The sequence below is a fragment of the Cohnella sp. GCM10012308 genome (assembly GCF_042649185.1).
Classification (GTDB): domain Bacteria; phylum Bacillota; class Bacilli; order Paenibacillales; family Paenibacillaceae; genus Cohnella.
Genome location: NZ_JBHRYU010000057.1, coordinates 1 through 22,237, shown reverse-complemented (window position 1 = coordinate 22,237; position 22,237 = coordinate 1). Strand labels below are relative to the sequence as shown.

The 22,237-nt window shown below is 59.4% G+C and carries 21 protein-coding genes; 7 read left to right on the top strand and 14 right to left on the bottom strand.

The features are described 5' to 3' along the window. Nucleotides 1-27: 27 nt before the first annotated feature. From ACFOTD_RS33235 to ACFOTD_RS33225, 3 genes are all read right to left on the bottom strand, one after another. Nucleotides 28-1,728 carry a response regulator gene (locus ACFOTD_RS33235; protein WP_378124294.1) on the bottom strand — a complete coding sequence of 567 codons (1,701 nt, stop codon included), beginning with the start codon at nt 1,726-1,728 and terminating at the stop codon, nt 28-30. Further along, entirely contained in the window at nt 1,725-3,482 is a 1,758-nt protein-coding gene (locus tag ACFOTD_RS33230) for a sensor histidine kinase (protein WP_378124293.1), read from the bottom strand. The genes ACFOTD_RS33235 and ACFOTD_RS33230 overlap by 4 nt, the downstream gene beginning before the upstream one ends. A 130-nt stretch (nt 3,483-3,612) precedes the next feature. Next, nucleotides 3,613-4,572, bottom strand: coding sequence for an alpha/beta fold hydrolase (locus ACFOTD_RS33225; protein ID WP_378124292.1), 960 nt, complete (start codon nt 4,570-4,572; stop codon nt 3,613-3,615). Nucleotides 4,573-4,692: 120 nt separating this feature from the next. Between ACFOTD_RS33225 and ACFOTD_RS33220 the strand changes: the two genes are divergently transcribed. Both ACFOTD_RS33220 and melA read left to right on the top strand, forming a co-directional pair. Beyond that, entirely contained in the window at nt 4,693-5,565 is an 873-nt protein-coding gene (locus ACFOTD_RS33220; protein WP_378124291.1) for a helix-turn-helix domain-containing protein, read from the top strand. Nucleotides 5,566-5,702: 137 nt separating this feature from the next. Continuing rightward, a complete protein-coding gene (gene melA, locus ACFOTD_RS33215; protein ID WP_378124290.1) occupies nt 5,703-7,094 on the top strand; it encodes an alpha-glucosidase/alpha-galactosidase in 1,392 nt (463 codons plus the stop codon). Here the strand turns inward: melA and ACFOTD_RS33210 are convergent. After that, nucleotides 7,078-7,698: a hypothetical protein gene (locus ACFOTD_RS33210; RefSeq protein WP_378124289.1), complete on the bottom strand. Its 621-nt coding sequence runs from the start codon at nt 7,696-7,698 to the stop codon at nt 7,078-7,080. The genes melA and ACFOTD_RS33210 overlap by 17 nt on opposite strands. Before the next feature lie 121 nt (nt 7,699-7,819). On the opposite strand from ACFOTD_RS33210, the gene ACFOTD_RS33205 reads away from it, so the two are divergent. The 3 genes from ACFOTD_RS33205 (at nt 7,820) to ACFOTD_RS33195 (ending at nt 10,050) form a co-directional block, all read left to right on the top strand. Further along, entirely contained in the window at nt 7,820-8,299 is a 480-nt protein-coding gene (locus tag ACFOTD_RS33205; RefSeq protein ID WP_378124287.1) for a carboxymuconolactone decarboxylase family protein, read from the top strand. 275 nt (nt 8,300-8,574) lie between these two features. Beyond that, nucleotides 8,575-9,126: a TetR/AcrR family transcriptional regulator gene (locus ACFOTD_RS33200; protein WP_378124286.1), complete on the top strand. Its 552-nt coding sequence runs from the start codon at nt 8,575-8,577 to the stop codon at nt 9,124-9,126. 183 nt (nt 9,127-9,309) lie between these two features. Continuing rightward, the gene (locus tag ACFOTD_RS33195; protein WP_378124285.1) at nt 9,310-10,050 is read left to right on the top strand and encodes an SDR family oxidoreductase; all 741 of its coding nucleotides are present in this window, start codon (nt 9,310-9,312) and stop codon (nt 10,048-10,050) included. On the opposite strand, the gene sigJ is transcribed toward ACFOTD_RS33195, so the two are convergent. Then, the gene (gene sigJ / locus ACFOTD_RS33190; protein WP_378124284.1) at nt 10,047-10,961 is read right to left on the bottom strand and encodes an RNA polymerase sigma factor SigJ; all 915 of its coding nucleotides are present in this window, start codon (nt 10,959-10,961) and stop codon (nt 10,047-10,049) included. The genes ACFOTD_RS33195 and sigJ overlap by 4 nt on opposite strands. A 226-nt stretch (nt 10,962-11,187) precedes the next feature. Between sigJ and ACFOTD_RS33185 the strand changes: the two genes are divergently transcribed. Continuing rightward, on the top strand, nt 11,188-11,823 hold the full coding sequence (locus tag ACFOTD_RS33185; RefSeq protein WP_378124283.1) for an NAD(P)H-dependent oxidoreductase: 636 nt from the start codon (nt 11,188-11,190) through the stop codon (nt 11,821-11,823). A gap of 235 nt (nt 11,824-12,058) precedes the next feature. On the opposite strand, the gene ACFOTD_RS33180 is transcribed toward ACFOTD_RS33185, so the two are convergent. From ACFOTD_RS33180 to ACFOTD_RS33145, 8 genes are all read right to left on the bottom strand, one after another. Then, nucleotides 12,059-12,898, bottom strand: coding sequence for a carbohydrate ABC transporter permease (locus tag ACFOTD_RS33180; protein ID WP_378124300.1), 840 nt, complete (start codon nt 12,896-12,898; stop codon nt 12,059-12,061). Nucleotides 12,899-12,900: 2 nt separating this feature from the next. Next, on the bottom strand, nt 12,901-13,788 hold the full coding sequence (locus tag ACFOTD_RS33175) for a carbohydrate ABC transporter permease (RefSeq protein WP_378124282.1): 888 nt from the start codon (nt 13,786-13,788) through the stop codon (nt 12,901-12,903). A gap of 91 nt (nt 13,789-13,879) precedes the next feature. Next, nucleotides 13,880-14,635 (bottom strand): fumarylacetoacetate hydrolase family protein, encoded by a 756-nt coding sequence (locus ACFOTD_RS33170; protein WP_378124281.1) that lies wholly within the window; start codon nt 14,633-14,635, stop codon nt 13,880-13,882. Nucleotides 14,636-14,708: 73 nt separating this feature from the next. Next, nucleotides 14,709-16,031, bottom strand: a complete 1,323-nt coding sequence (locus ACFOTD_RS33165; RefSeq protein ID WP_378124280.1) for an ABC transporter substrate-binding protein — start codon at nt 16,029-16,031, stop codon at nt 14,709-14,711. 78 nt (nt 16,032-16,109) lie between these two features. Next, entirely contained in the window at nt 16,110-17,048 is a 939-nt protein-coding gene (locus ACFOTD_RS33160; protein ID WP_378124279.1) for a dihydrodipicolinate synthase family protein, read from the bottom strand. Nucleotides 17,049-17,051: 3 nt separating this feature from the next. Then, nucleotides 17,052-18,602, bottom strand: coding sequence for an extracellular solute-binding protein (locus tag ACFOTD_RS33155; RefSeq protein WP_378124278.1), 1,551 nt, complete (start codon nt 18,600-18,602; stop codon nt 17,052-17,054). A 63-nt stretch (nt 18,603-18,665) separates the two neighbouring features. Next, entirely contained in the window at nt 18,666-20,522 is a 1,857-nt protein-coding gene (locus ACFOTD_RS33150) for a sensor histidine kinase (RefSeq protein ID WP_378124277.1), read from the bottom strand. Further along, complete coding sequence (locus ACFOTD_RS33145; protein ID WP_378124276.1) at nt 20,519-21,538, bottom strand: response regulator transcription factor; 1,020 nt, start codon at nt 21,536-21,538, stop codon at nt 20,519-20,521. The genes ACFOTD_RS33150 and ACFOTD_RS33145 overlap by 4 nt, the downstream gene beginning before the upstream one ends. Before the next feature lie 110 nt (nt 21,539-21,648). Here ACFOTD_RS33145 and ACFOTD_RS33140 point away from each other — a divergent pair, with 110 nt between their 5' ends. Then, a complete protein-coding gene (locus ACFOTD_RS33140) occupies nt 21,649-21,990 on the top strand; it encodes a hypothetical protein (RefSeq protein ID WP_378124275.1) in 342 nt (113 codons plus the stop codon). A gap of 28 nt (nt 21,991-22,018) precedes the next feature. Here ACFOTD_RS33140 and ACFOTD_RS33135 read toward each other — a convergent pair. Continuing rightward, nucleotides 22,019-22,237 (bottom strand): hypothetical protein (locus ACFOTD_RS33135; RefSeq protein WP_378124274.1); only part of this gene is annotated, 219 nt, incomplete at its 5' end.

The following is a 22,237-nucleotide window of genomic DNA, read 5'->3' as shown; positions in this document are numbered from 1 at the left end:
GCGGAATCGCCCTCTACTCGCCGATTTTTACATTTCATTATCCGTTTTGGATATCGCTTGCCGCTCCTTGTACTCCTGCGGCGTGAGGCCCGTCTCTTTCTTGAAGAAGCGGTAAAGGGACTGCTCGGTCATGAATCCGACGGCCCGCGAGATGTCCTGGACGGTCAGCTGATTGCCCGCGAGCAGCTTCTGCGCCCGCGCCAGCCTGGTGGCGGCGATATAATCCGTCAGCCCTTCGCCGGTCAGCTGCTTGTACAAGCGCGTCAGGTAGTACGGATTGTAGCCGACGACCTCGCCGATGCGGGTCAGCGACAGATCGCCCGCCAGATTGTGCGCCACGTAGCGCCGCACGTGGCGGATCAGGTCGTCCTCGCGGTCCGACCGCTCGGCGCGCTTGAGCGCGAACAGGCGCTCGGCCAGCTCCGCGAAGTATTCCTCCGCCGCATGCCAGGACGGATGGATGTCGTACCGGGTCAGCCTGCCGAGATCGACCGTCCCGCTCAGCTCGTCCTGGATGCCCCAGCGGCCCATCTCGGACAGGAAGATCGGGACGAGCGAATAGTAGATCTCCAGCCTCAGCAGCTCCGCGCGCCTCCCGTCTCCCGCGCCCAGCGCCATCAGCCGCGCGTACTCCGCAAAAAACTGCGCGCTCTCGCCGTTCTCCAAATAAGCCGTCAGCGTGCCGATCCTGTCGAGCCGGCTGCGCGTCTCGTGCGTCTGGACGTCCGGCTGCTCGCCGGCGCCGTCCCGGGCCGGCCGGTCCAGCAGAATCAGCTCCTGCCCCAGGCCCAGACCGCGGCCGAGAAGACGCTTCAGCGCGTGGAACTGCCCGGGAATCCGCTCCCAATCCCGCGGCTCGTCCGCAGCCGCGAAAGAAACGCTTAGCTGCAGCATCTGCTTGCACGCCCCCTGGATCGTCTCGATCGTCCCCTGGACGAACCGGACGAGCTGCCGGCGCGCGTCCCCCGCCTTGTGCGGCGTTTCCCCGGAGGCGCCGTCCGGACTCGGCTTCGGCTGAACGAACCACAGCAGCTTGTTCTGCTCGAAGCTCACGGCCGCGGAGGACAGCGACTTGGCGAAGTATTCCTCGGCGATGTTCGCGATGGCGTACAGCATCAGATCCTTGTCGCCCCCGCTGAAGCCGTCTCGCCAATCGTCGACCCGTCCCAGCACGAGCAGGGTGTCGGCGTCGCCGGCCAGCGGCAGCTGCAGCTCCGGCAGCCGCGCGTGCCGCTTGCGAAGCGCCTCCGGATCGCCGCCCGCAAGCGCCAGCAGATACTCGTTCACGAGCAGCGGCCTGGCCTGCTGCATCTGGCGCTCCGCGTTCAGGATCAGCTGCCGCGACTCCACCGCCTCGTACAGCTGCGCCGCCGCCCGCTCCACGGCCGCGACGACCGCGTCGTGCCCCTCCGTTTTAAGCAGGTAGTCGACTCCGCCGTTTCGCAGCACCTGCTGAATATAGTCGAAGTCGTCGTAGCCGCTCAGAAAGATGACCTTGCACCACGGCCACTGCCTCACGATCTCCCGCTGCAGCGCGAGTCCGTCCATGCCCGGCATCCGGATGTCCGACAGGACGATGTCGATCTTCATCCGGCCCAGCACCTCCAGCGCCTCCATGGCGGAGTAAGCGCCGAACGTCTCCAGCTCGAGCTTGCCGGGCCGCCCGAACAGGTCCAGCAGACTGTCTACGATCCAGCGCTCATTGTCCACGATCAGCAATCGAATCATGCCGTTCCCCCCTTGTCTTTGCGTATCGACAGCTCCGCCTTCAGCCCGCCGAGCGCGCTCCGCGACAGCGCCAGCCCGCAGTCCGGCCCGAACTTGAGCTGCAGCCTGCGATGGATGTTCAGCAGGCCCGTCGTCTCCATCGCCCGGTCCGCCGCGGATACGGACTTGCGCAGCCGCTCCAGCTGAAGGTCGTCCAGCTCTTCTCCGTTGTCCTCGATCTCGATGCACAGCCGGCCGTCCGGGTCCTCCCGGAAGCCGATCCGCAGCCGGCCTTCGCCGGTCTTGTTTTCGAGTCCGTGCAAATAGGCGTTCTCGATCAGCGGCTGCACGATGAGGCGCGGCACTTGCGTCTGCGCCCAGGCGTCGGGCAGCTCCTCCTGCTCCACCTCGATCGTTCCCGAGAACCTGAACTTCTGGATTTCCACGTACGAGCTTGCGTGCTTCATCTCTTGCTCGAGCGTGACCGTCTCCGCTCCGTTTCGCGTGATGAACTGGAAGTAGCTGCCCAAATGGCGGAACATTTTGTCCGCCAGCTCGTGCTCCCGCATCTGCACCAAGCCCTGCAATATAAAGAAGCTGTTGTAGAAAAAATGGGGATTGATCTGCGATTGCAGCTGCTTGAGCTCGGAGCGCTGCGACCGGATCTGCTGCTCGTATACCTCGCCGATGAGCGTCTCGATCCGCCCGAGCATGTGGTTGAACTGGTTGTAAAGGTAATGGAACTCGTCCTGGTTGCGGTGATAAACCCGCACGCCCAGATCGCCCTTCTCTACCTTGCGGAAGGAGACGACCAGCCGCTTGATCGGCTTGTGAATGAGCTGGTGAATCCAGTAAGAAAAAGCGACGACCAGCACGAGCGCGATGAGCGAGAGCAGCCAGATCCAGTCGCGATGGCGGTTGAGGGGCTGCATCACCTTCTCCGCCGGCACCAGCACCGCAAGCGTCGAATCGATGACCGAGGAATATTCATGGGCTACGAAAAAGGACCCCGCCTCCGTCTTCATCGTGAACTGGCCGGGCGCGGAGGCGCGATCGTCCGCCCCCTTGGTCCCGATTGCGCCCGTCAGCTCGGACAGCACCGTCGGCTGAAGGCCCGAGGCCACGTTCCAAGCGCCGTCGGCGCTCAACCACACCGCCCCGCCCTGCTCCCCGTTCGCCATGGACGAGAGCGTGCGGACGATCTCCGCCTTGGACAGCTCGATCTCGATGGCCAGCACCGGCTCGCGGTTCACGTAGATCGCGTCGGGATACACGCCGCTGAGCAGCAGCCGGTCCCGGAAGCCGAAGACGGGCGAGCTCATGTTCCGCGGCTCGAGCATGGCCTCAAGCTCCGCCTCCGGAATCGTATCGTCGTAATTGTTGGCCATAATGCTGCGTCCCAGCGCCGGGACGTACAGCTTCACGTTTTCCACGAACGGGCTGGAGCTCTTGAGAAGGTACAACTTGCTCTTCACCGACAGAATGGTGCGCGAGCGCTCGAAGTCGTTCATCCGGGAGACCGCCGTGCCCAGGCTGAGCAGATCGTCGTCGCTCACGTACTCCATCTGAAGACGGCGGAGCCGGGCCAGCTCCGTCTCCAGGGACGACAGGTAAAAATGGACGCGCGACGCCATCGATGCCGAGATCTGATTCTTGACGACGTCATGTCCCGACTGGTTCATGAGCAGGCTGGACAGATAAATGGGGATGATCATGAGCAAAAAGGACAACACGAGCTTGGGATAAATTGTTAGCGCTTTCAAAAATGTTTTCATAACAACCCTCCGCGCGTTCTGGCAGGGCCGGAACATCGCCGGCACGCCGCTTCAACAACAGAATAACAAAAAAGAGGGGCGGCGTCGCTCCTCTTCGTATATCGGTCTGGCGCTCTCCGCCCCTCCCTCGCTACATGCCCAGCATGAATTGCAGCGCCTTATCCTCGAAGTCGGCCAGCCGTTCGTGCACGTAGTCGGGATAAATCTCTATCCGCTTGCCCGCGACGATCTTGTTGTAAGCCGCGAACTGCGTGGACGGCGGACATACGGTGTCCAGCAGCCCTACGCCCATCATGACCTCTCCCCGGATCCGGTCCGCCAGATGCTGCACGTCGATATAGCCCAGCTTCTCGAAAATCGCTTCCTCGCGCCTGTGCTGAGGATCGAAGAGGCGGAAATAGGTTCGCAGCTCCTCGTAGGCGTCTCTCGCCAGATCCATCTCCCATACGCGTCTGTAATCGCACAAGAACGGGACGCTCGGCGCCGTTCGACTGATTTGCGGCTCAAGCGCCGCGCAGGCCAGCGCGAGTCCGCCGCCTTGCGACCCGCCGATCGTGCCTACCCGGCCCGCATCCACCTCCGGCAGCGACATCGCAATGCCCGCCAACTGCGCCGCGTCGAGGAAAATATCGCGGAACAGCAGCCGGTCCGGATGGTCGTCGAGCCCGCGGACGATATGCCCCCTGAACGTGGTCCCCTTGGTTCCGCCCTTGTCTTCGGAGCTCCCGCCCTGCCCGCGACAGTCCATCGCCAGCACGGAAAAGCCTGCCGCCGCATAGCCCAGCTTGTCGATCCAGTCGCCCGAATGATGCGCGTAGCCGTGGAATTGCAGCACCGCAGGATGAGGCTCCGCCGCGTGCTTCGGCCGGACATACTTGGCATGAATGCGCGCGCCCCCGACGCCGGTAAAGTAGAGATGCAGGCAATCCGCGCCGGGAACCTTGAAGTCGCTTTCGACGACCTCTACCTCAGGGTCGATCCCCCTCATCTCCGCGAGCGCCCGCTCCCAATAAACGTCGAAGTCGGCTGGCTTCGGATTCCTCCCCGCATACGTGCTTAGCTGCTCGAGCGGCATATCGATCGTCGGCATCTTCCATCGCACCTTTCCCGCGTAGTACAATATTTGCAAATTTAGCTTTGATATTTTTGAATGTAGGCCATATCCGTCCCTACTTCAATCGCAAATAATTGAGTTGGAGGTCGCATTATATTGCTCAGGACCAACTTTGGATTCCGGTATGCGGAGCCGACGGACGCCTTGATGGCGATCCGGACGATCGGCTGGGAGAGCGCCGTAAGCGACAGCTACCGCTGGAACGGGCGGACGCGCGGCGACAAGTTCGCGCTGTTCCAATATACCCTGTCGGGGGAAGGCAATCTGACGATCGGGGGCAAGCATTACCGCATCCCGAAGCACCACGGCTTTTTTGTCACGGTCCCGGACAATCACGAGTATTACTACAGCCCCGGTGCGGGCGGCGAGCCCTGGGAATTTATATTTTTGACGGCGGCGGGCCGGCATGTCGGCGGCTACTGGAACGATATCGTCGCCAAAGCCGGGCCCGTCGTCTCCTTCAAGCCGAACGCGCAGCCGATCGCCATGCTGTGGGAGATGATGGAGAACGCGCAGGCGAAAACGGGCCTCGACAAGTACGAGCTGTCCGTCCGCCTGTACGAGTGGATCGTCGCCTGCCTGCGGGCCGTTGACGGCAGGCCGGATGCCGGACAACCCGTTCCGGATTCAGTGGCGGCCGCCTTGAAGTTCATGGACGCGCATTACCACCGCTTTCTGACGCTGGAGCAGATCGCCGCCGAAGCCGGGATGTCCAAGTACCACTTTTGCAGGCTTTTCGTGAAGCATACCGGCATCACGCCGATTCATTATCTGACCAAGATCCGGATCGAACAGGCGTCCCGGCTCCTCCGGCAGACGGGTCAGCCTGTCGGGGCCATCGCCGCGGCGACCGGCTTCGACAACAGCAGCTACTTCGGCAAAGTGTTCCGCAAGCTGATGGGCGCGTCGCCCCAGCAGTTCCGCGACAGTACGGAAGACATTCCCGAGCATCACCTTTTTATCGACTGAAATATCGACTAAGAGATGAGCAATATTTTATCAATCCGGTGAAAATATTATGCTATTTACTCCCCGTATATCAGGAATCTATGATATTACCCGAGAGGAAGTAATGCGCAATTATTTCATACGGAGGTCGATATAAAATGTTGAAAATCGCAATGATCGGAGCCGGAAGCATCAACTTCACCCGCAGATTGATCATGGACTTGATGGCGGTGCCCGAATTCCGCGATACCGAGTTCCGCCTCATGGACATCGATCCGGAGACGCTCGAGATGGTGACCAAGCTGAGCGAGCGCATGCTCGAGACGAACGGCCTGACGGATGTTAAAATCGTGCCGACGACCAGCCAGCGGGAAGCGATCAGGGATGCCGACTACGTCATCTGTCTGGCTCGCGTCGGCGGCCTCGAGGCGTACCGCCACGATATCGAGATTCCCCTGAAATACGGCGTCGAGCAATGCGTCGGCGATACGCTCGGTCCGGGCGGCGTATTCTTCGCGCTCCGCACGATTCCGGTGCTGCTCGATATCGCGAAGGATATGCGGGAAGTCGCGCCTAACGCGCTGCTGCTCAACTATTCCAACCCGATGGCGATGAATACGTGGGCCGTCCGGCGCGCCGGCGGCGTCCGGGTCGTCGGTCTGTGCCACGGGGTGCAGCACGGGCACGAGCAGATCGCCGAAGCGTTCGGCCTGCCGCAGGACGAGATCGACCAGATCTGCGCGGGCATCAACCACCAAACGTGGTTCATCAACATTTCGCACAAGGGCAAGGATCTGACGCCGCAGCTGCTCGAGGCGTTCGAGAACCATCCGACGCTGCCGCAGAGAGAGCCTTGCCGCATCGACGTGCTGCGCAGGTTCGGCTACTACTCGACGGAATCGAACGGCCACTTGAGCGAATATCTGCCGTGGTACCGCAAGAAATCCGCCGACATGTCCAAGTGGATCAACGACAAGGAATGGATCGGCGGGGTGACGGCCGGCTATCTGGAGCACTGCCTGACGCGCTTCGTCGATTACAAGGAGACGTACCCGAAGATGCTGAGCGGCGAGATCGCGTCCATCCCGCTCGGACAGCGTTCGGAAGAGCACGGCTCCTATATCATCGAAGCGCTGGAGACGGGCAAGACGTACCGCGGCAACTTCAACATCGAGAACCGCGGCATGATCACGAACCTGCCGGACGGCGCCACGATCGAGATCCCGTGCTACGTGGATCGCAACGGCATCGCGCCGACGTACATCGGCGATCTCCCGATGGCCTGCGCCGCTACCTGCCGAGCCAGCATCAGCGTGCAGGAGATGGCCGTCGAAGCCGCGTTGACCGGCAACCGCGAGCTCGTGAAGCTCGCCGTGCTGCACGACCCGCTCACCGCTGCCGTCTGCAGCACCGAGCAAGTATGGAGCATGGTCGACGAGATGCTGGAGGCGCTGGCGCCCTGGCTGCCCCAGTTCAACGGCGAAGGCCGCACCTGGCCGGACCTTCCGCAGCCGGAGGGCGGCATGTACCACTTCACTGGTGCGAAATAAATCGATAGCGGCAGCCCGGACAGGGCTGCCTTTTTTTTGCCTGCTCGGCGGAAGGTAACGCTGTACAGTGCCTCTTCGGCCCGCCGCCCGGCTTATCCGCCCAAGTAACGCTCTGCAGCGTCTCTTCGCCCTCGCCGCTCGGAATGTCCGGCCAAGTAACGTTCCACAGCGCCTCTTCGCCCTCGCCACTCGGTATATCCGTACAAGTAACGCTGTACAGCGCCTCTTTGCCTATGCCGCTCCCCGGCATCGCCCAAGTAACGTTCCACAGCGCCTCTTCGTCCTCGCGATCCGGCATATCCGCACAAGTAACGCTGTACAGCGTCTCTTTGCCTACATCACTCCCCGGCGTCACCCAAGTAACGTTCCACAGCGCCTCTTCGTCCCCGCGACCCGGCATATCCGCACAAGTAACGCTGTACAGCGTCTCTTTGCCTATGCCGCTCCCCGGCATCGCCCAAGTAACGTTCCACAGCGCCTCTTCGTCCCCGCGACCCGGCATATCCGCCCAAGTAACGCTGTATAACGCCTCTTTGCCATCGCCACTCCCCGGCATCTCCCAAGTAACGTTCCACAGCGCCTCTTCGTCCCCGCGATCCGGCAAATCCGCACCAGTAACGCTCTCTTGAATTTTCCCGACAGGTAGATCCTTGTCACAGAATTCGCTGCTTCGTCGTTCTATGCATGCACAACAAAAACAACATCCACTAGGAGGCCATACCGCTATGACGCAACGAATCAACTATATGGCGCAGTCGCCCGAATTTTTCAAGAAAATGATGGAGTTCAGCAACGCGGAGCATGCCAGCTCCGTCGAACTGAAAATTCTCGATCTTGTCCACATCCGCGCCTCGCAGATCAACGGTTGCGGCTTTTGTCTGGACATGCACGTCAAGCAAGCCAAGATCAACGGCGAGAGCGAGCTGCGCCTCTACCACCTGCCGATCTGGCGCGAATCGACCTTGTTCAGCCCGCGCGAGCGCGCCGCCTTGGCGTGGACCGAGATCCTGACCAAGCTGCCGGAGCACGGCGTTCCGGACGACGTGTACGAGCGCGTGCGCGGGCAGTATTCGGAGAAAGAGCTGTCCGACCTGACGTTCTCCGTCATGGCGATCAATGCGTGGAACCGGATAAACGTTGCCTTCAAGAACGTGCCGGGCTCGGCGGACGCGGCATTCGGATTGGCGAAGGCGGGCTTGAGCTAAGCCGGATGAGTGAAAAGAAAAGGTACAGCCCCCTTGGTATTCTAACGGGGCTGTACCTTTTGCGCGTTGTTAAGCAGATGCAGTATTGGGAAACGCCTTGGCGCAGGAGCGCTTTCCTCGCTTGCAGCGTCCGCCGCAGTCGCACGCACCGCTCCAACTGTGCATTTCTCGCTTACATGCGTCCATCCTTTGCAGCTCAAATCATGAACAATAGTTGATTATCCAACCGCTGCGCATGATATTCTATAGAAAAATGTGCAGAGGTGGTCGCTCATATGGAAAAACCGGCCAAGGTGGACAGACGAATCCTGCGTACCCGGGACGCCATCACAAAGGCGTTCCTAGCACTCGTGTCGGAAAAGGACCTCGACCACATCACGATCAACGATATCGCCGACAGAGCCAACATCAACCGGGGCACCCTGTACCTTCATTATGCGGACAAATACGACCTGCTCGACCAGTGCATCAAAGACCATCTCGACAAAATGCTCGCCGCCTGCGCCGCCGAGGACATAAATCCGATCGACGATCTCAAACCGATGTTTTCCTACTTCGAAGCGAATTTCTCTTTTTTCTATACCATGCTGGCCAATCAGAAAACGTCCGTCTTCCGCGATCGCCTGCTCGAGAGCATCGCCGGCGGCACGAAGGCGAAAATCGGCGCTCAAGCGGCCCGGCAGCACATGGACTTGGATCTGGTGTCCCGCTTCTTGGCCTCCGCCTTCGTCGGTACCGCCGAATGGTGGATCCTGAACCGGATGCCGCTACCCGCAGAGCTCGCAGCCAAGCAGGTCGGCGAGTTGTTCGAGAAATACGTGCTGTGAACCGCGATGCCGGATACGGAGCCCTATGAGATATTAGACAATGTGCCCCCTTACGTCGGATATCGTACAAAACGGCATGGATTAACGATTGAACGGACGCCGCTTCTCTTTATAATAAAAATTAACGATAGTCAGATATGCGACTATTGTTGAATAAACTATAAAATAGAGGAGTGGAATTCCATGTCTAACGTAAACGATAAAGTTGTCGTCATCACCGGCGCTTCCAGCGGGATCGGGGAAGCCGCAGCCAAGCTGCTTGCGCATCAAGGCGCCAAGGTCGTTCTGGCCGCCAGAAGGGAAGACCGGCTGAGGACTGTCGTCGATGAGATCCGGCAGGACGGCGGACAAGCGGTCTCGATTCAAGCGGACGTCGCTTCTCTCGATGACATGAAAAAACTCGTGGACTTCGCCCTGGAGCAGTACGGCCGCATCGACGCGCTCGTCAACAATGCGGGCGTCATGCCAGCCTCCAGGCTTAGCGAGCTGCGGGTCGACGAATGGGACCGCATGATCGACGTCAACGTCAAAGGCGTGCTGTACGGCATCGCGGCGGTGCTGCCCGTCATGAGAGAACAGCGATCGGGACACATCGTCAATCTCTCCTCGGTGGCAGGATACCAAGTTAATCCGTCCTCCGCCGTTTACAGCGCGACCAAGTTCGCCGTCCGGGCGATCTCGGAGGGGCTGCGGCAGGAGGAATCGCCCGCTTCCCGCATCCGCTCGACCATCGTCTCTCCCGGCTTGACGGAGACGGAGCTGCTCCACTCGATCGGCAGTCCCGAGACCAAGGCGATGACCAATCAAATCGCCGGCATGGGCATCTCTCCGTATGCGATCGCCCGCGCGATCGCGTTCGCCCTTAACGAGCCGGACGACGTGTCGGTGAACGAGATTGTGGTCAGACCGACCGCGCTGCCTTAATCCAAGGGCTCGAACAGACGCATCCTTTCCGAAAATCCGCCTTCCGCGATATGCTGTAACTTGTCCGGATTCCGGATCAGATACAGCTCCCGTACGATGTCCCCCTCTACGCGCAGCATGCCTACCGTTTGGATGCCGCCCGTCTCCGACCGGATAACGATGCTCGGCTGTCCGTTTATGTGCCTCATTTCCATCCTTACTTCGCCGCCGAATGTCGCAGATTGAAGCACCGGACCAAGCAAGAACTTCGCCACCAGGTCGCGGGAAACGATCGGTTGGGCTGCGGCAAGCACCTTGCCGCCTCCGTCCGCGACGAGCACGACGTCCGGATCGAGCATCGTCAACATGCGATTGACGTTGCCCGCCTTGAGCGCGTCCAAAAAGCCGTTCACCCACTGCTGCTGCTCCGCTTCGGGCTGCGCAAGCTCTTCCTCATCCGACAGTCCCATCTTCGCACTCGCGCGGCTGAACAGCTTGCGGCAGTTCGGTTCGCTTTTCTCGATGAGCTGGGCAATCTCTTTGTACTCGAACCCGAGCGCCTCGCGGAGGACGAACACGATTCGCTCCGACGGCGACAGCCGCTCCAGCAGGACGATCATGCCATACGTGAGCAGATCCTCGCGAACGACCGATTCCATCGCGTCGTCTTTCGAGCTGGGGAACGGCTCAGGCAGCCACTCGCCGAAATATTCCTCGCGCTTCTTGCGCGCGGATTTGAGCAGATCCTTGCAGCGGTTCGTCACCATTTTGCATAGATAAGCCTTCGGCTCGGCCAGCCGTTCGGGCGGCACGTCCGCGATCTTGATGAACACGTCCTGCACCGCGTCCTCCGCGTCGGATACCGATCCTGTCAGCTGATAGGCGAGCTTGAACAGCAAAGCTTTATATTTCGTATATAACTGTTCTTGCATGGATGCCGTCCACTTCCATTCGTATAGGCTTCGGCGTAGAGACCGCCTGTTAATAAAACGAGGCTGGCGCTTGCTTTGTGACAGGATTTTGCCAAGCTTTTTCAGCCGATGGTCACGCGTAGTTTTTCCAGCAGCCAGCTTCATATGCCCCTGTCACAGAATGAAAAAGACCGTCGTTCTATGTTTGCCATCGCAAAATCATACTCCATAGAAGGACGTGCAGCTTATGAACAAAGTACTATACATCACCGCCAATCCTGGCAACGATGAAAATTCCTACAGCCTCTCCGTCGGCAAAGCGTTTGTCGAAGCCTACCGCGAAGCGAATCCGAACGACGAGATCGTCCGCATCGACCTTTTCCAAGCGGATATTCCGCTCCTGGACGGCGAAGTGATCGGGGCCCGTTCCAAACTGCACGCGGGGAATGCCTTCGAGCAATTGTCCTTGTCCGAGCAGGCCAAGGTCGGCCGTCTCGACGAACTGGTCGAACAATTTTTGGACGCGGACAAATATATCTTCGTCAACCCAGTCTGGAACTTCTCATACCCGCCGGTCCTCAAAGCTTATATCGACGCCGTCTTCGTAGCCGGCAAGACGTTCCGATACACGTCCGACGGTCCCGTCGGATTGCTAACGAAGAAAAAGGCGTTCCAGATCCAGGCCAGCGGCAGCGTTCTGTCCGAGGGCGTATACGCAGACTTTGAAATGGCGCATCGCCATCTCGAAGCAGTCCTGAAATTCCTGGGCGTCCCGAGCTTCGAGGCCGTCTACGTTGAAGGCATGGCCGCGCAGTCCGACAAGGCGCAGGAGATTAAGGCCGACGCGATCGCCAAGGCTCGCGAGGCGGCGCTGAGCTTTTAAGGTTGGACCTGCCGATGATACGCCTGTCGAGCACACAACGGTTTGGGCGGGGTGACACGGTTTTTCTGCGTCGAAAAGCGTTATATGGTTGATTAGCACCTCCACTCTACCAAAAAATGGTTTATTTTCACATATGCAAAAAAGGGGCTATCTCTCAGGTCAGTTTATGACCTTTGAGACAGCCCCTTGTGATTACATCGTCCGCACGCCGGTGCGATCGCTTAATGTCGCCATCTCACTTCAGCCCCGTCGTCGATATGCCCTCCACGAAGTACTTCTGCATGGAGAAGAACAAAATCATGCTCGGAAGCAGTGCCACGATCGACATGGCGAACAACGGCCCCCACGCCGAGTCTGCGGTCGAGTCCAGGAACAATCGCAGGCCGAGCGGCACGGTGTACTTCTGGACGGAGTTCAGGTAGAGCAATTGGGTGAAAAAGTCGTCCCAGGTCCAGATAAAGGTGAAGAGCGCGGTCGTGATAAGCGCAGGCACGGAGAGCGGCAGGATCATCGTCCAGTAAATCCGGAACGGCCCGCAGCCGTCGATCCGGGCGGATTCGTCCAGATCCCTGGGCAAGCCGCGGATAAACTGGACCATCAGGAAGACGAAGAAGGCATCCGTCGCCAACCATTTAGGCGCGAAGATGGGAAGGTAGGTATCGATCCAGCCGGCTTTCTGAAACAGAATGTATTGCGGGATCATCGTGACATGGTGCGGCAGCATGATCGAGACGAGCATCAGCGCGAACAGCGGCTTTTTAAACCGGAAATTCATCCGCCCGAAAGCATAAGCCGCCATTGAACAGGAGATCACGTTGCCGGCGACGGCGAGGAGGCTAACGGTCGCGGAATTGCCGAGAAACCGGTAGAAGCCATGGCCCGCGACTCCCTTCCAGCCGTCCCAATAGTTGCGAAGCGTCGCCTCGGCAGGCCAGAGCCGCTGGTCCGAGAAGATCAGATAGCTCGGTTTGAAGGAGCTCGCCACCAGCCACAGGATCGGATACAGCATGGCGATGCCCAATCCGCAGATCGCCGCGTGAAGCAGCCAAGTATGTTTTGCCCGGGTATGCGTCATCATCAATTGCCTCCATCGCCGTAGTTGACCCAGTACTTGGACGAGCCGAACACGAGAGCCGTAAAAAATCCGATGATGAGCAGCAGCACCCAGGCCATGGCGGAAGCGTAGCCCATCTCGAAGAGCGTGAACCCCTTAATATACAAATAGAGCGTATAGAACAAAGTGGAGTCGATCGGCCCCCCGGTTCCCCCGCTGATAATGAAGGCTTGCGTGAAGGCCTGAAACGCCGTGATGAGCTGAATGACGATGTTGAAGAGCAGAACGGGCGTGAGCAGCGGCAGCGTAATCGCGAGGATCTGACGGAACCGTCCCGCCCCGTCCACCCGGGCCGCCTCGTAGAATTCTCCCGGAATCTGCTTAAGTCCCGCCAGGAAAATAATCATCGTGGAGCCGAATTGCCAGGCCGAAAGCAGCACGATGGAATACAGCGAGAAGTCGGGATTCGCGACCCAATCGGGCCCCTGAATGCCGAACAGGTACAAGAGCACCTGATTGAAGGCCCCGTCTCCGCTGAACATCTTTTTCCACAGCACCGCAATGGCGACGCTGCCTCCGAGCAAGGTCGGAATATAATAGACGGTGCGGTAGAAGGACAAGCCCTTTAACCCTTTATTCAGCAGCATGGCGACCGTCAGCGCGAAAATAAGCTTAAGCGGCACGGACGTGAGCACGTACAGGAACGTGACCTTAAGAGAAGTCCAGAACCGCTCGTCCTCGCCGAACATCTCCCGGTAATTGGAGAGGCCCACCCATTGGGCGTCCGTCAGCATGTCGTAATGGGTAAAGCTCAGATACAACGAGAAGGCCATCGGCCCGAGCGTCAGGACGGTCAGTCCCGCCAGCCAAGGCAGCAGAAATACGTAAGCCGCGGACGTTGTTCTTTGCATCCCGCTCCCTCCTATCCAATCGGACTATCTTCTAACTTTTCTTCTAAATTTCTAGCTTTCTTAGCTTCCTAGCTTTCTTCCGGCTTGTTGCTTATTGAACCGGATTCGCCAGCTTGCCGAGCCCCTCGATCTCGCAGACGATCTCGTCTCCGCGCCGGACTTGCCCCGCGTTCGGAGGCGCCCCGGTCAGCAGGATGTCCCCCGGACCGAGCCGCATGCGCCCGGCGACGTAGGCGATCTGCCGCGCGATGGAATGCTTCATCCGGCCGATCTCGCCGCGCTGCCTTTGTTCGCCGTTGACGAAGGACGAGATCGTTCCTCTTCCGAATTGCGGATTCGTCTCGACCCAAGGGCCCAGCGGCGTCAGCGTCGGCGATACCTTGGTCATCGCGATGTTGCCGCCCGGATGCGCGAATCCTCCTGCGGTCAGATCGTTGGCGATCGCGTAGCCGAGAATGCAGGCTTCGACATCCCTCGCTTCGATGCCGAACGTCGGCACGCCGATGATGACGGCGAGCTCGGCCTCGAAGCTCAGCCGATCGAGCCCGGGCGGGATCATGACGGGCCGGTTCGGCCCGACGATCGTATCCGGAGACTTGAAGAAGAACTGCGGCTCTTCTCGCACCGAATCGCGCTCCGCCTCTCCATCGCTGCCGAAGTTGGCCATGATCCCGATGATATGACGCGGCGCGACCGGCGCCTGCAGAACCGACTTATCGGCCCGGAACCGCTTGCCGGTATGCCGCCGGTCGGCGAACAAGCCCGTCGTTTCCGCGATTGCGTCCTCCAGCCACTCCCCCGTTCGTACCTCCGTTTCTCCTTCGGCGATAAATCGGACCAGCCTCATGGCTCCGCGCTCCTTCCTTTATCGAAGAGAGGCGCGCCGCGCCGGCTGAATCCGGCGGCGGCACGCCCGTGTCTTACTTCAACGTTTTGACGGCTGCGTTGTATACTTCCTTGCCGGCTTCCTCCGGCGTCGACTTGCCGAACGCTACCTTTTGCGCGGCTTTGCCCAGGGCGCCGTTCCAATCTCCGGCCGGCATGGCCTTCGGCATCGGCGCTTCGCTCGCGATCACCTTCTCGAAGTAATCGAACATCTGAAGCTGCGCGGGAGACAGCGTCGGCTTGAGCGCGTCCCTCGCCTCCTGCGAGATCGAGATGCCCCGGTCGCTGCCCAGAATCTGAGTCGCCTCCGGATCGTTAATCATGAAGTTGGCGAACATCGCCGCCTCCTTGGGGTGCTCGGAGTTCACGCTGATCGTGATGTACTGGCCGGGATGCAGCCACAGGCCGGTCTTCCCGTCTTCGCCGCTCGGCGGCTTGATCAGGCCAAGCTCGTCCTTGACGGCATCCTGGAAGGCGGGCAGCTGGTTGAGGTACCTGAATACCATGGCCGTCGTCCCTTCCGTGAGGGTAGACGTCTCTGCGCTAAGCTCGGTATGGGCGCTCGAGATCTCGGCGGTCGGGATGATGCCTTCCTTGCGGAAGCGATCCCACATGGAGAGCCAGTCGGCGACGTCCTGCGCCTCGAAGCCTACGGCTCCGCCGTTGTTGATCGCCTTGCCGCGCTGCCTCAGGAACAGCTCGAAGTACTCGTTCAAGGAGGACTGATCGGCAAACGCGTACTGCCCCTTGTCCAGTTTGCCGACGAGCGTCTTGCCCAGCTCTTCGAGCTGCGTCCAGGTCATCGTCTCCGGCGCCGACACCCCCGCCTTGTCGAAGAGCGTCTTGTTGTAGATCAGCCCGACGCCGTTGTTGCCCAGGTTGAGCCCGTACAGCTTGCCGTTCATCCGGCCGGGGTCGATGAACGAATCCTGGAACTTGTCGATCTGAATCTCGCTGCCCACGTATTCGTCCAGATCGACGAGCACGTTCCGGGCGGCGTAATCGATATAGTCGTTGCCCATGACGATCAGATCCGGCTCGCTTCGGCCCGCGATCTGCGTCTTGATCTTATCTCCGTACACGTCCTGCGCCATGAACTCGGAAGCGATGCTGATATTCGGATACTTGCGCTCGAACAGCTCGATCACTTGCATCGTCAGGTCCGCGCGCTTCTGGTTGCCCCACCACGTCATACGCAAGCCGACTTTCTCGCCTCCGCTCGCCGAAGCTTTAGCAGGTGCGGAAGATGAGGAGGCGGGCGAAGCCGTGTCCGCCTTCCCGTTGTCATTGGTGCCGCAGGCTGCCAGCAGCAAGCTGAACGCGGCTAAGGAGATTCCTGCTTTCTGGATGGACCGCATGAACATTTCCCCCTGAATTTATAATCAATATAAATGAAGCGATATATTTCTATAGTTTAAAATGATAACAAGGGCAATTTACTGACCTTCGTTTGTCTTCGTCGCAATTTCGTTTAACAGGTACCGGTTAAACCGATGCAGCTGTTCGATCTCGCGGCGGTGCGTGATCTTGAAGTCCGACTCCCTCCGGTTGCGGCACTTCAGCGTCGCCGGCACGCCTTCAAGCTGCAAGTAGTACTTCGAGCTCGTCGGGTAATGCCTTCCCTCGAACAAATTCGAGGCGCCCAGGTAATCCTGAACGACCTGCGCCTGCTCCGGATAACGGCTCCAATGGCGGGTCAGCCACACGTACAGCTCCGGCTGGAAGTTCGCCAGGATGCCGCTATACCCGTTGCCCCCCGCTTGCATCGTTTCCAATACGTGCGGATTGTTGGCGATGAACACCTTCAGGTTCGTTCCTTGCACGGCTTCGATTTTCCGCTTGATCACTTCCAGATCGTTGCTGCACTCCTTCATGAAGGTGAATCGGCCCGTCTTGGCGCACCAGTTCAGAAGTTCCGGAGACAGCAGCCGCTGGTAAGGCAGCGGGCATTCGTACAGACCGAACCGCACGTCGGGGTAGGCGGCCAGCACCCGCTCGACGTTGCGCTTCCATGCTGCCTCGTCTTCCTGCTCGGACGCGAGCCGGTTGGTCACCAGCACGACGGCATCGACGCAGGTGTCGGCGATCTGCCCGATCTCGTCCAGTTGCTCCCCGATCGAGTCCGAGACGTGCCCGGAAGCGACGACCGGAATTCGGCCGGCGGCGGTCTTCACCACGAACCGGGAAATCTCGACCCGCTCGCGCAAGGACAAGTGGAACATCTCGCTCGACAGGCAGACCGCGAACAATCCGTCCGCGCCTTTGTCGATATACCATTCCACGAGCCGTTCAAGCGCAGCGTAATCGACTTCGTTTTCTTGCGTGAACGGGGTCAGCATAACGGGCCATACGCCGTCCGGCAATTGCTCTCTCATAAACTAAGCACGCTCCTTCGTCCGCTTGTAGATGTCGTTAACTTCGGCTGTGATTCGGTCTCCGCCGTTCAAGCGCCAGACCCGGGACGCTTCGTCGACGGCGTCAAGGCTCTTCTCCCCGCGAATGACCTGAATCTGCACCTGCCTGAAGTTCTCTTCGAGCTTCTTGTAATACCATCTGTAGCTGAGGGACAGCACCTCGATGCCGCCCGCGTCATTGCGATAAGGATAAGCCGCGTTCTTCTTGTAATAGTTCTCGTCGAACCGGGCGACCTCCGGGGCCGTATAGACGCTCGGCGCGCCCGGGTCGCTCCCCGGGAACAACCAATCGCTCAGAAGCCTGGGAAGATCCGTATCCGCGAGCGCGGTCGCGGCATAGCCGCCTTTGTCGTCTCTGACATAATGAAGACCTTTCAAGCCGTTGTTCATGACCCGGCTTCCTGCTTCGGACATCCACCAATCGAGCATCTCGAGAATTCGGGCTTGCTTGGCGGAATCGATCCGTCCATTGACGACCAGCTTGTTAACGCCTTGCAGGTTCGTCGGATTGCCCCGGTCTCCGCCCGGCCCGATCGGCGGAGGCAGCTGGACGAGCCTGGCGCCGGGATCCTTCCCGCGCAGCAGCTGCTCGTCCGAGCGAAGCGTGTCGGGCCGATAAGTCATGATGCCGCTCCGGCCGGTCTGGAACTCCTCGTAGATCGTGCCGAACCCCTTGTCCTCGAAGTCCCGGTCCAGCAAGCCTTCCGCGTAAAGCTTGGCGAGGAACGCCAGGTACTTCTTCATTTCCGCCGTCTGCGTATACTGGGAGACGAGCTCGCCGTCGATCAGCTTCCATTCGTTGGCGAGTCCGAACGCCGCCCGCAGTTGAAGGGAGTTGGACGGCGAGCTGCCGGACAGCTGATTGGAGATCGATAGGCCGAAGGTGTCGTTCGCGCCGTCGTCGTCCGGATCCTCCAGGGCGAAAGCCTGCACGATCCGGTAAAAGTCGTTCACCGTGAACGACCCTTCCTCCGGAATCGGAAGCCCTACCTTCTCCAGCCAATCCGCGCGAATCTGGTAGCTGTCCCGGAACTCGACGTCGTTCACCGGAATGCCGTAAGCGCGGCCGTCCGGATTAAGCAGGTTCCACTCCGCCTGCCCGAATGCCCCGGCAAGATGCGGGTAAGCGCCAAGCAGCGGGCCCAGATCCAGGAATGCCTGCTTCGGCTGCCAATTGACGAACAGGTCCGGCTCTACCTGAAAGACGTCCGGAAGCTTCCCCGACGCCGCCATGACCTGGAGCTTGTCCTTGTACGATTCGCCGTCGGTCCACAGCAGCTTCAGGTCCACGTTAAACTTGTCGTTCAGGTACTGGATCATCGGATGATCCTCGCGCCACCGAAGCCCTCCCTCCCACGAGTACGGCATGATCGTGACGCTTATCCGGTCTCCGGCGGCCGGCTTGTCCGCTTCGGGCCCCGGCAATCTGCCAAGCCCTCCCGCGAACAGGCCGATCGTCAACAGCCCCAGACTTGCCGTTACCGCCGCCTTGACCCACCCTGGCGTTCGTTTCACGCTGCCCCCTCCATGACTACGCTTACAATTAGTAGAATAGCAGACCGCATGCCGCCGTTTTTTTCACATTTCTCCGTTTGCTTGCACATTCTTCCGATTCGCGAGCGGGATCCGTACGGTGACGGCCGTTCCTCTGCCGGGGAAGGACACGATCTGCAGCCCGTAGGCAGCGCCGTAATGCATGACGAGCCGCGCTTGAACGTTGGCCAGGCCGACCGAATCTTCCTGGCGATCCGAGACGCTCCCGGGATGGCCGGCTTTTGCGATCAGGCCCTGCAGGTGCCGCAGCCGATCCGCTTCGATGCCGGGACCGTTATCCACCACCTCGATCAGCAGATCCTCTCCTTCGCCGTAAGCGTTGATAAGGATGGCAGCGTCGCCGTTGTAGGCTTCGACGGCATATTTGACCGCGTTCTCGACGATCGGCTGCAACGTTAACTTGACCAAATGAACGTCCAAGTATTTCTCGGGAATATAGTTCCGATTGACAAAGTTGCCGCCGAAGCGCAGCTTGACCATCTCCAGATACTCGTTCAAATGGGCGAGCTCGTCCCGCAGCGTCACCTCGATCCGGTCGAGCTTCGTCGTATACCGGTAGAAAGCGGCCAGGTTGCCGGCCATCTTTTCGATTTTCGGCACGTCCTCAAGAAACGCGATGCTCTTGATAATATCCAAAGAGTTATAAAGAAAATGCGGATTGATCTGATTTTGCAGCGCCTGAATGGTGGCATCCTTCTGCTTCAACTCAAGGTTCATCTCCCGGATCTGAAATCCGTAAACTCGTTCGATCAATTCGTTCAGCGTGCCCAGCATGTGGGAGAAGTTGTTGCTCAGCATCTGGAATTCGTCGCGGCTCTGCCTTACGTCCACCTTGACTCCCAGATTGCCGCGCTGCACCTCCCTCATGTTCCGGTTAAGCTTCATGACGGGAGCAAGCAGCAGCTTGGTCAGCCACGGAACGACGAACAGGACGAAGAGCAGCATAAAACCGACGACGATGATGATGGAATTGCGCGCGACCTTGAGACCGGTAGCCATCTCGGAGAGCGGGACGACGGCGACGACTCTCCAGCCGGTATAGTCCGATTGCGTGTTGGTCGTCAGGTAGGAAGTCCGGCCGACCTTGCGGAAGGCGTCGACCGGCGTATCGGCGAACGGCGACAGGTCGGTCGTCCGGATCCGATTGCCGATGTAGGCGGGATCGGGATGGTAGACGATCGTATCGCTCCGGTCGACGATAAAAAAGTAGCCTGTCCGCCCGATGCGCGTCCGGCTCATGATGTCGCGGACGCTGGTCGTCGTCACGTTGAGGATGATCTGTCCTGCGATCTCCACGTTCTTGGTACTATAGATCGGCACCGCCAGCGGAATGACCAGAATGCGGCTGAGCCGCGCCTTCTCCACCGGCCGAATCGAAGGATCGTTCCCGTTGTAGGAGCCCGCCATCCATTGGCCCCGGTAAAAGTCCGCGTCGCCGCTTCCCCGCGAGGAGACGACCTCCCCCGAATTGGAAAGAACGATAAGGCTCTCCACGTCCGAATAGCTGAGCGTGATTTGTCTCTTGAGCATGCTCTCGATCAGCAGGCGGTTCTCCGAGTTGCGCTCCATATGTCCCGTCAGCCAGTTCTGCAGCAAATAAGGCTCCGCATGCGCGGCACCCTCGTCAGGTTGCTGCAGAGCGCCCGCGGCTACCGAATAGGTGATTCCCGCGAGATTGCGGAAGTATTGATCGAGCTGATTGTTCAAGCTTGCCGAGGCGCCGCTCGCCAGGTTGAAGAAGTCCTTGCTGGTCGCCCGGTTGTAATAATAATGGGCCGAAAGGGCGATCGTGAAGACGCCGGTCAGACTGACCAGGAGGAAACCGAGCACCATTTTCTGCCTCAGCGAGAAGCGATGAAGCAACGACGCGACGCGCATCATGGGCCGATCCTCTTCTTGTATTCGCCCGGCGAGAGCCCGGTCGCGCCTTTGAAGACGCGGACGAAGTAGGACTGCGTGCTGAAGCCGGTCTCCTCGGCGATCTCGTAAGCTTTAAGAGAAGTATTTCTCAAAAGCTCCTTCGCTTTCTCGATGCGGATCTCCTGAATATATTGAACGAGCGTCTTGCCCGTATGCTTCTTGAACCAGAGGCTGAAGTGGGAGATGCTCATGTTCGTCAATCTTGCCATCTGGGACAAGGAGATATCTTTTTTATAGTTCGCCCCGATGTATTCGCAGGCTTTTTGCATCGCGTAATGCTGGCTCGTTCTGTCGTCTTCCTTTTTGCTGAGCACCCATTGCTCCAGCAAGCCGAGCAGGTGCCGCTTCGCGAGCGGATCGCCCGACATGCGCCCGATCGCCGCCGGCTCGGCAACCGCGACCTCCAGATCGCGCAGCAGCGACACGAGCTTGTGCTCGAACAAACGCAGCAGGTTGAGCTTCAGCGCCCCGTCGTAGCGCGGCATCGCCAGCACCCGGTCGAACAGCTCGCCGGCCTTCCGGTAGAACGCGGAGCTCTCCGCGGCATCGTACCGGTCCAGCAGGTTCTGGAAGCCGACCATCGTACGGTTCAGCTCGGCGTTATCTCCGAGCTTGTCGCCGGAGCGCTTCAAAGCGTCGTGCAATTGGTCCATTTGCACGGGCTTCAGCAAATATTCGGACACGCCGAACCGAATCGCCCGCTGGGCGTATTCAAAATTATCGTATCCGCTGAGAATGATGAACGTCATCGGAATCTGGTGCTCCGCGATCTTGGCGATCAGCGACAGCCCGTCCATCTGCGGCATCATGACGTCGGTGATCAGAATGGCCGGCCACAGCTCCTCGATCAGCGCCCAGGCTTCCTCGCCGTTCCGCGCCTCGCCGGCCACGACGTAGTCGTCTCCCATCCGTCCGACCATCTCCACGATGGACTGCCTGATCCACTGCTCGTCTTCCGCAACAAGTACCTGAAGCATATCCGCGACTTCCCCCTTCCGCTGCGAACCGTCTCTTTCGACAGGATGCGCCGATCTTTCCATCACTATAGCATGCTCCGTCAAGCACGCGGGCGTGCGCGTCCATCGCCTTGCAGCTCCCCGCGCGAGGCGCGGCGGCGCTTGGCCCGCCTGCGACGTTCCTTCGCCGTATCGCCATCACCTTCGCCTTCGCTATCGCCATCCCTTCACCGTCCATCGCCATCGCCATCACCATCACCATCACCATCGCCATCACCATCACCATCGTCATCACCATCACCATCGCCATCACCATCACCATCGCCATCGCCATCGCCATCGCCATCGCCATCCATCGCCATAAAGCCTGCAAATATACATCTTTTTCCGCACATGTCTACCCTTCAGAGAGGAAAAGATGCAAATATACAGGTATTTCCCTTCACCAACCCGATTTCGACCCTTCACTTTGAAAATGCCTGCACATTCGCAGGTATTTCATCACGCGCCGTTGGTCGGCAGAAAATTCATGTACAAATGCAGGTTTTTGACCCGCCGAACATCAGAAAAGCGCCGTCCCGCCGATAATAAAAAAAGGGGCTGTCCCAAAAGGGTCATGAAAATGACCTGCGGGGCAGTCCTGTTTTTGTAAAACAAAAAGAAACCGTTCTTTGGTAAAATGGAAGTGTCTAGCAACCATTTACGAAAGGAACGGTTTCT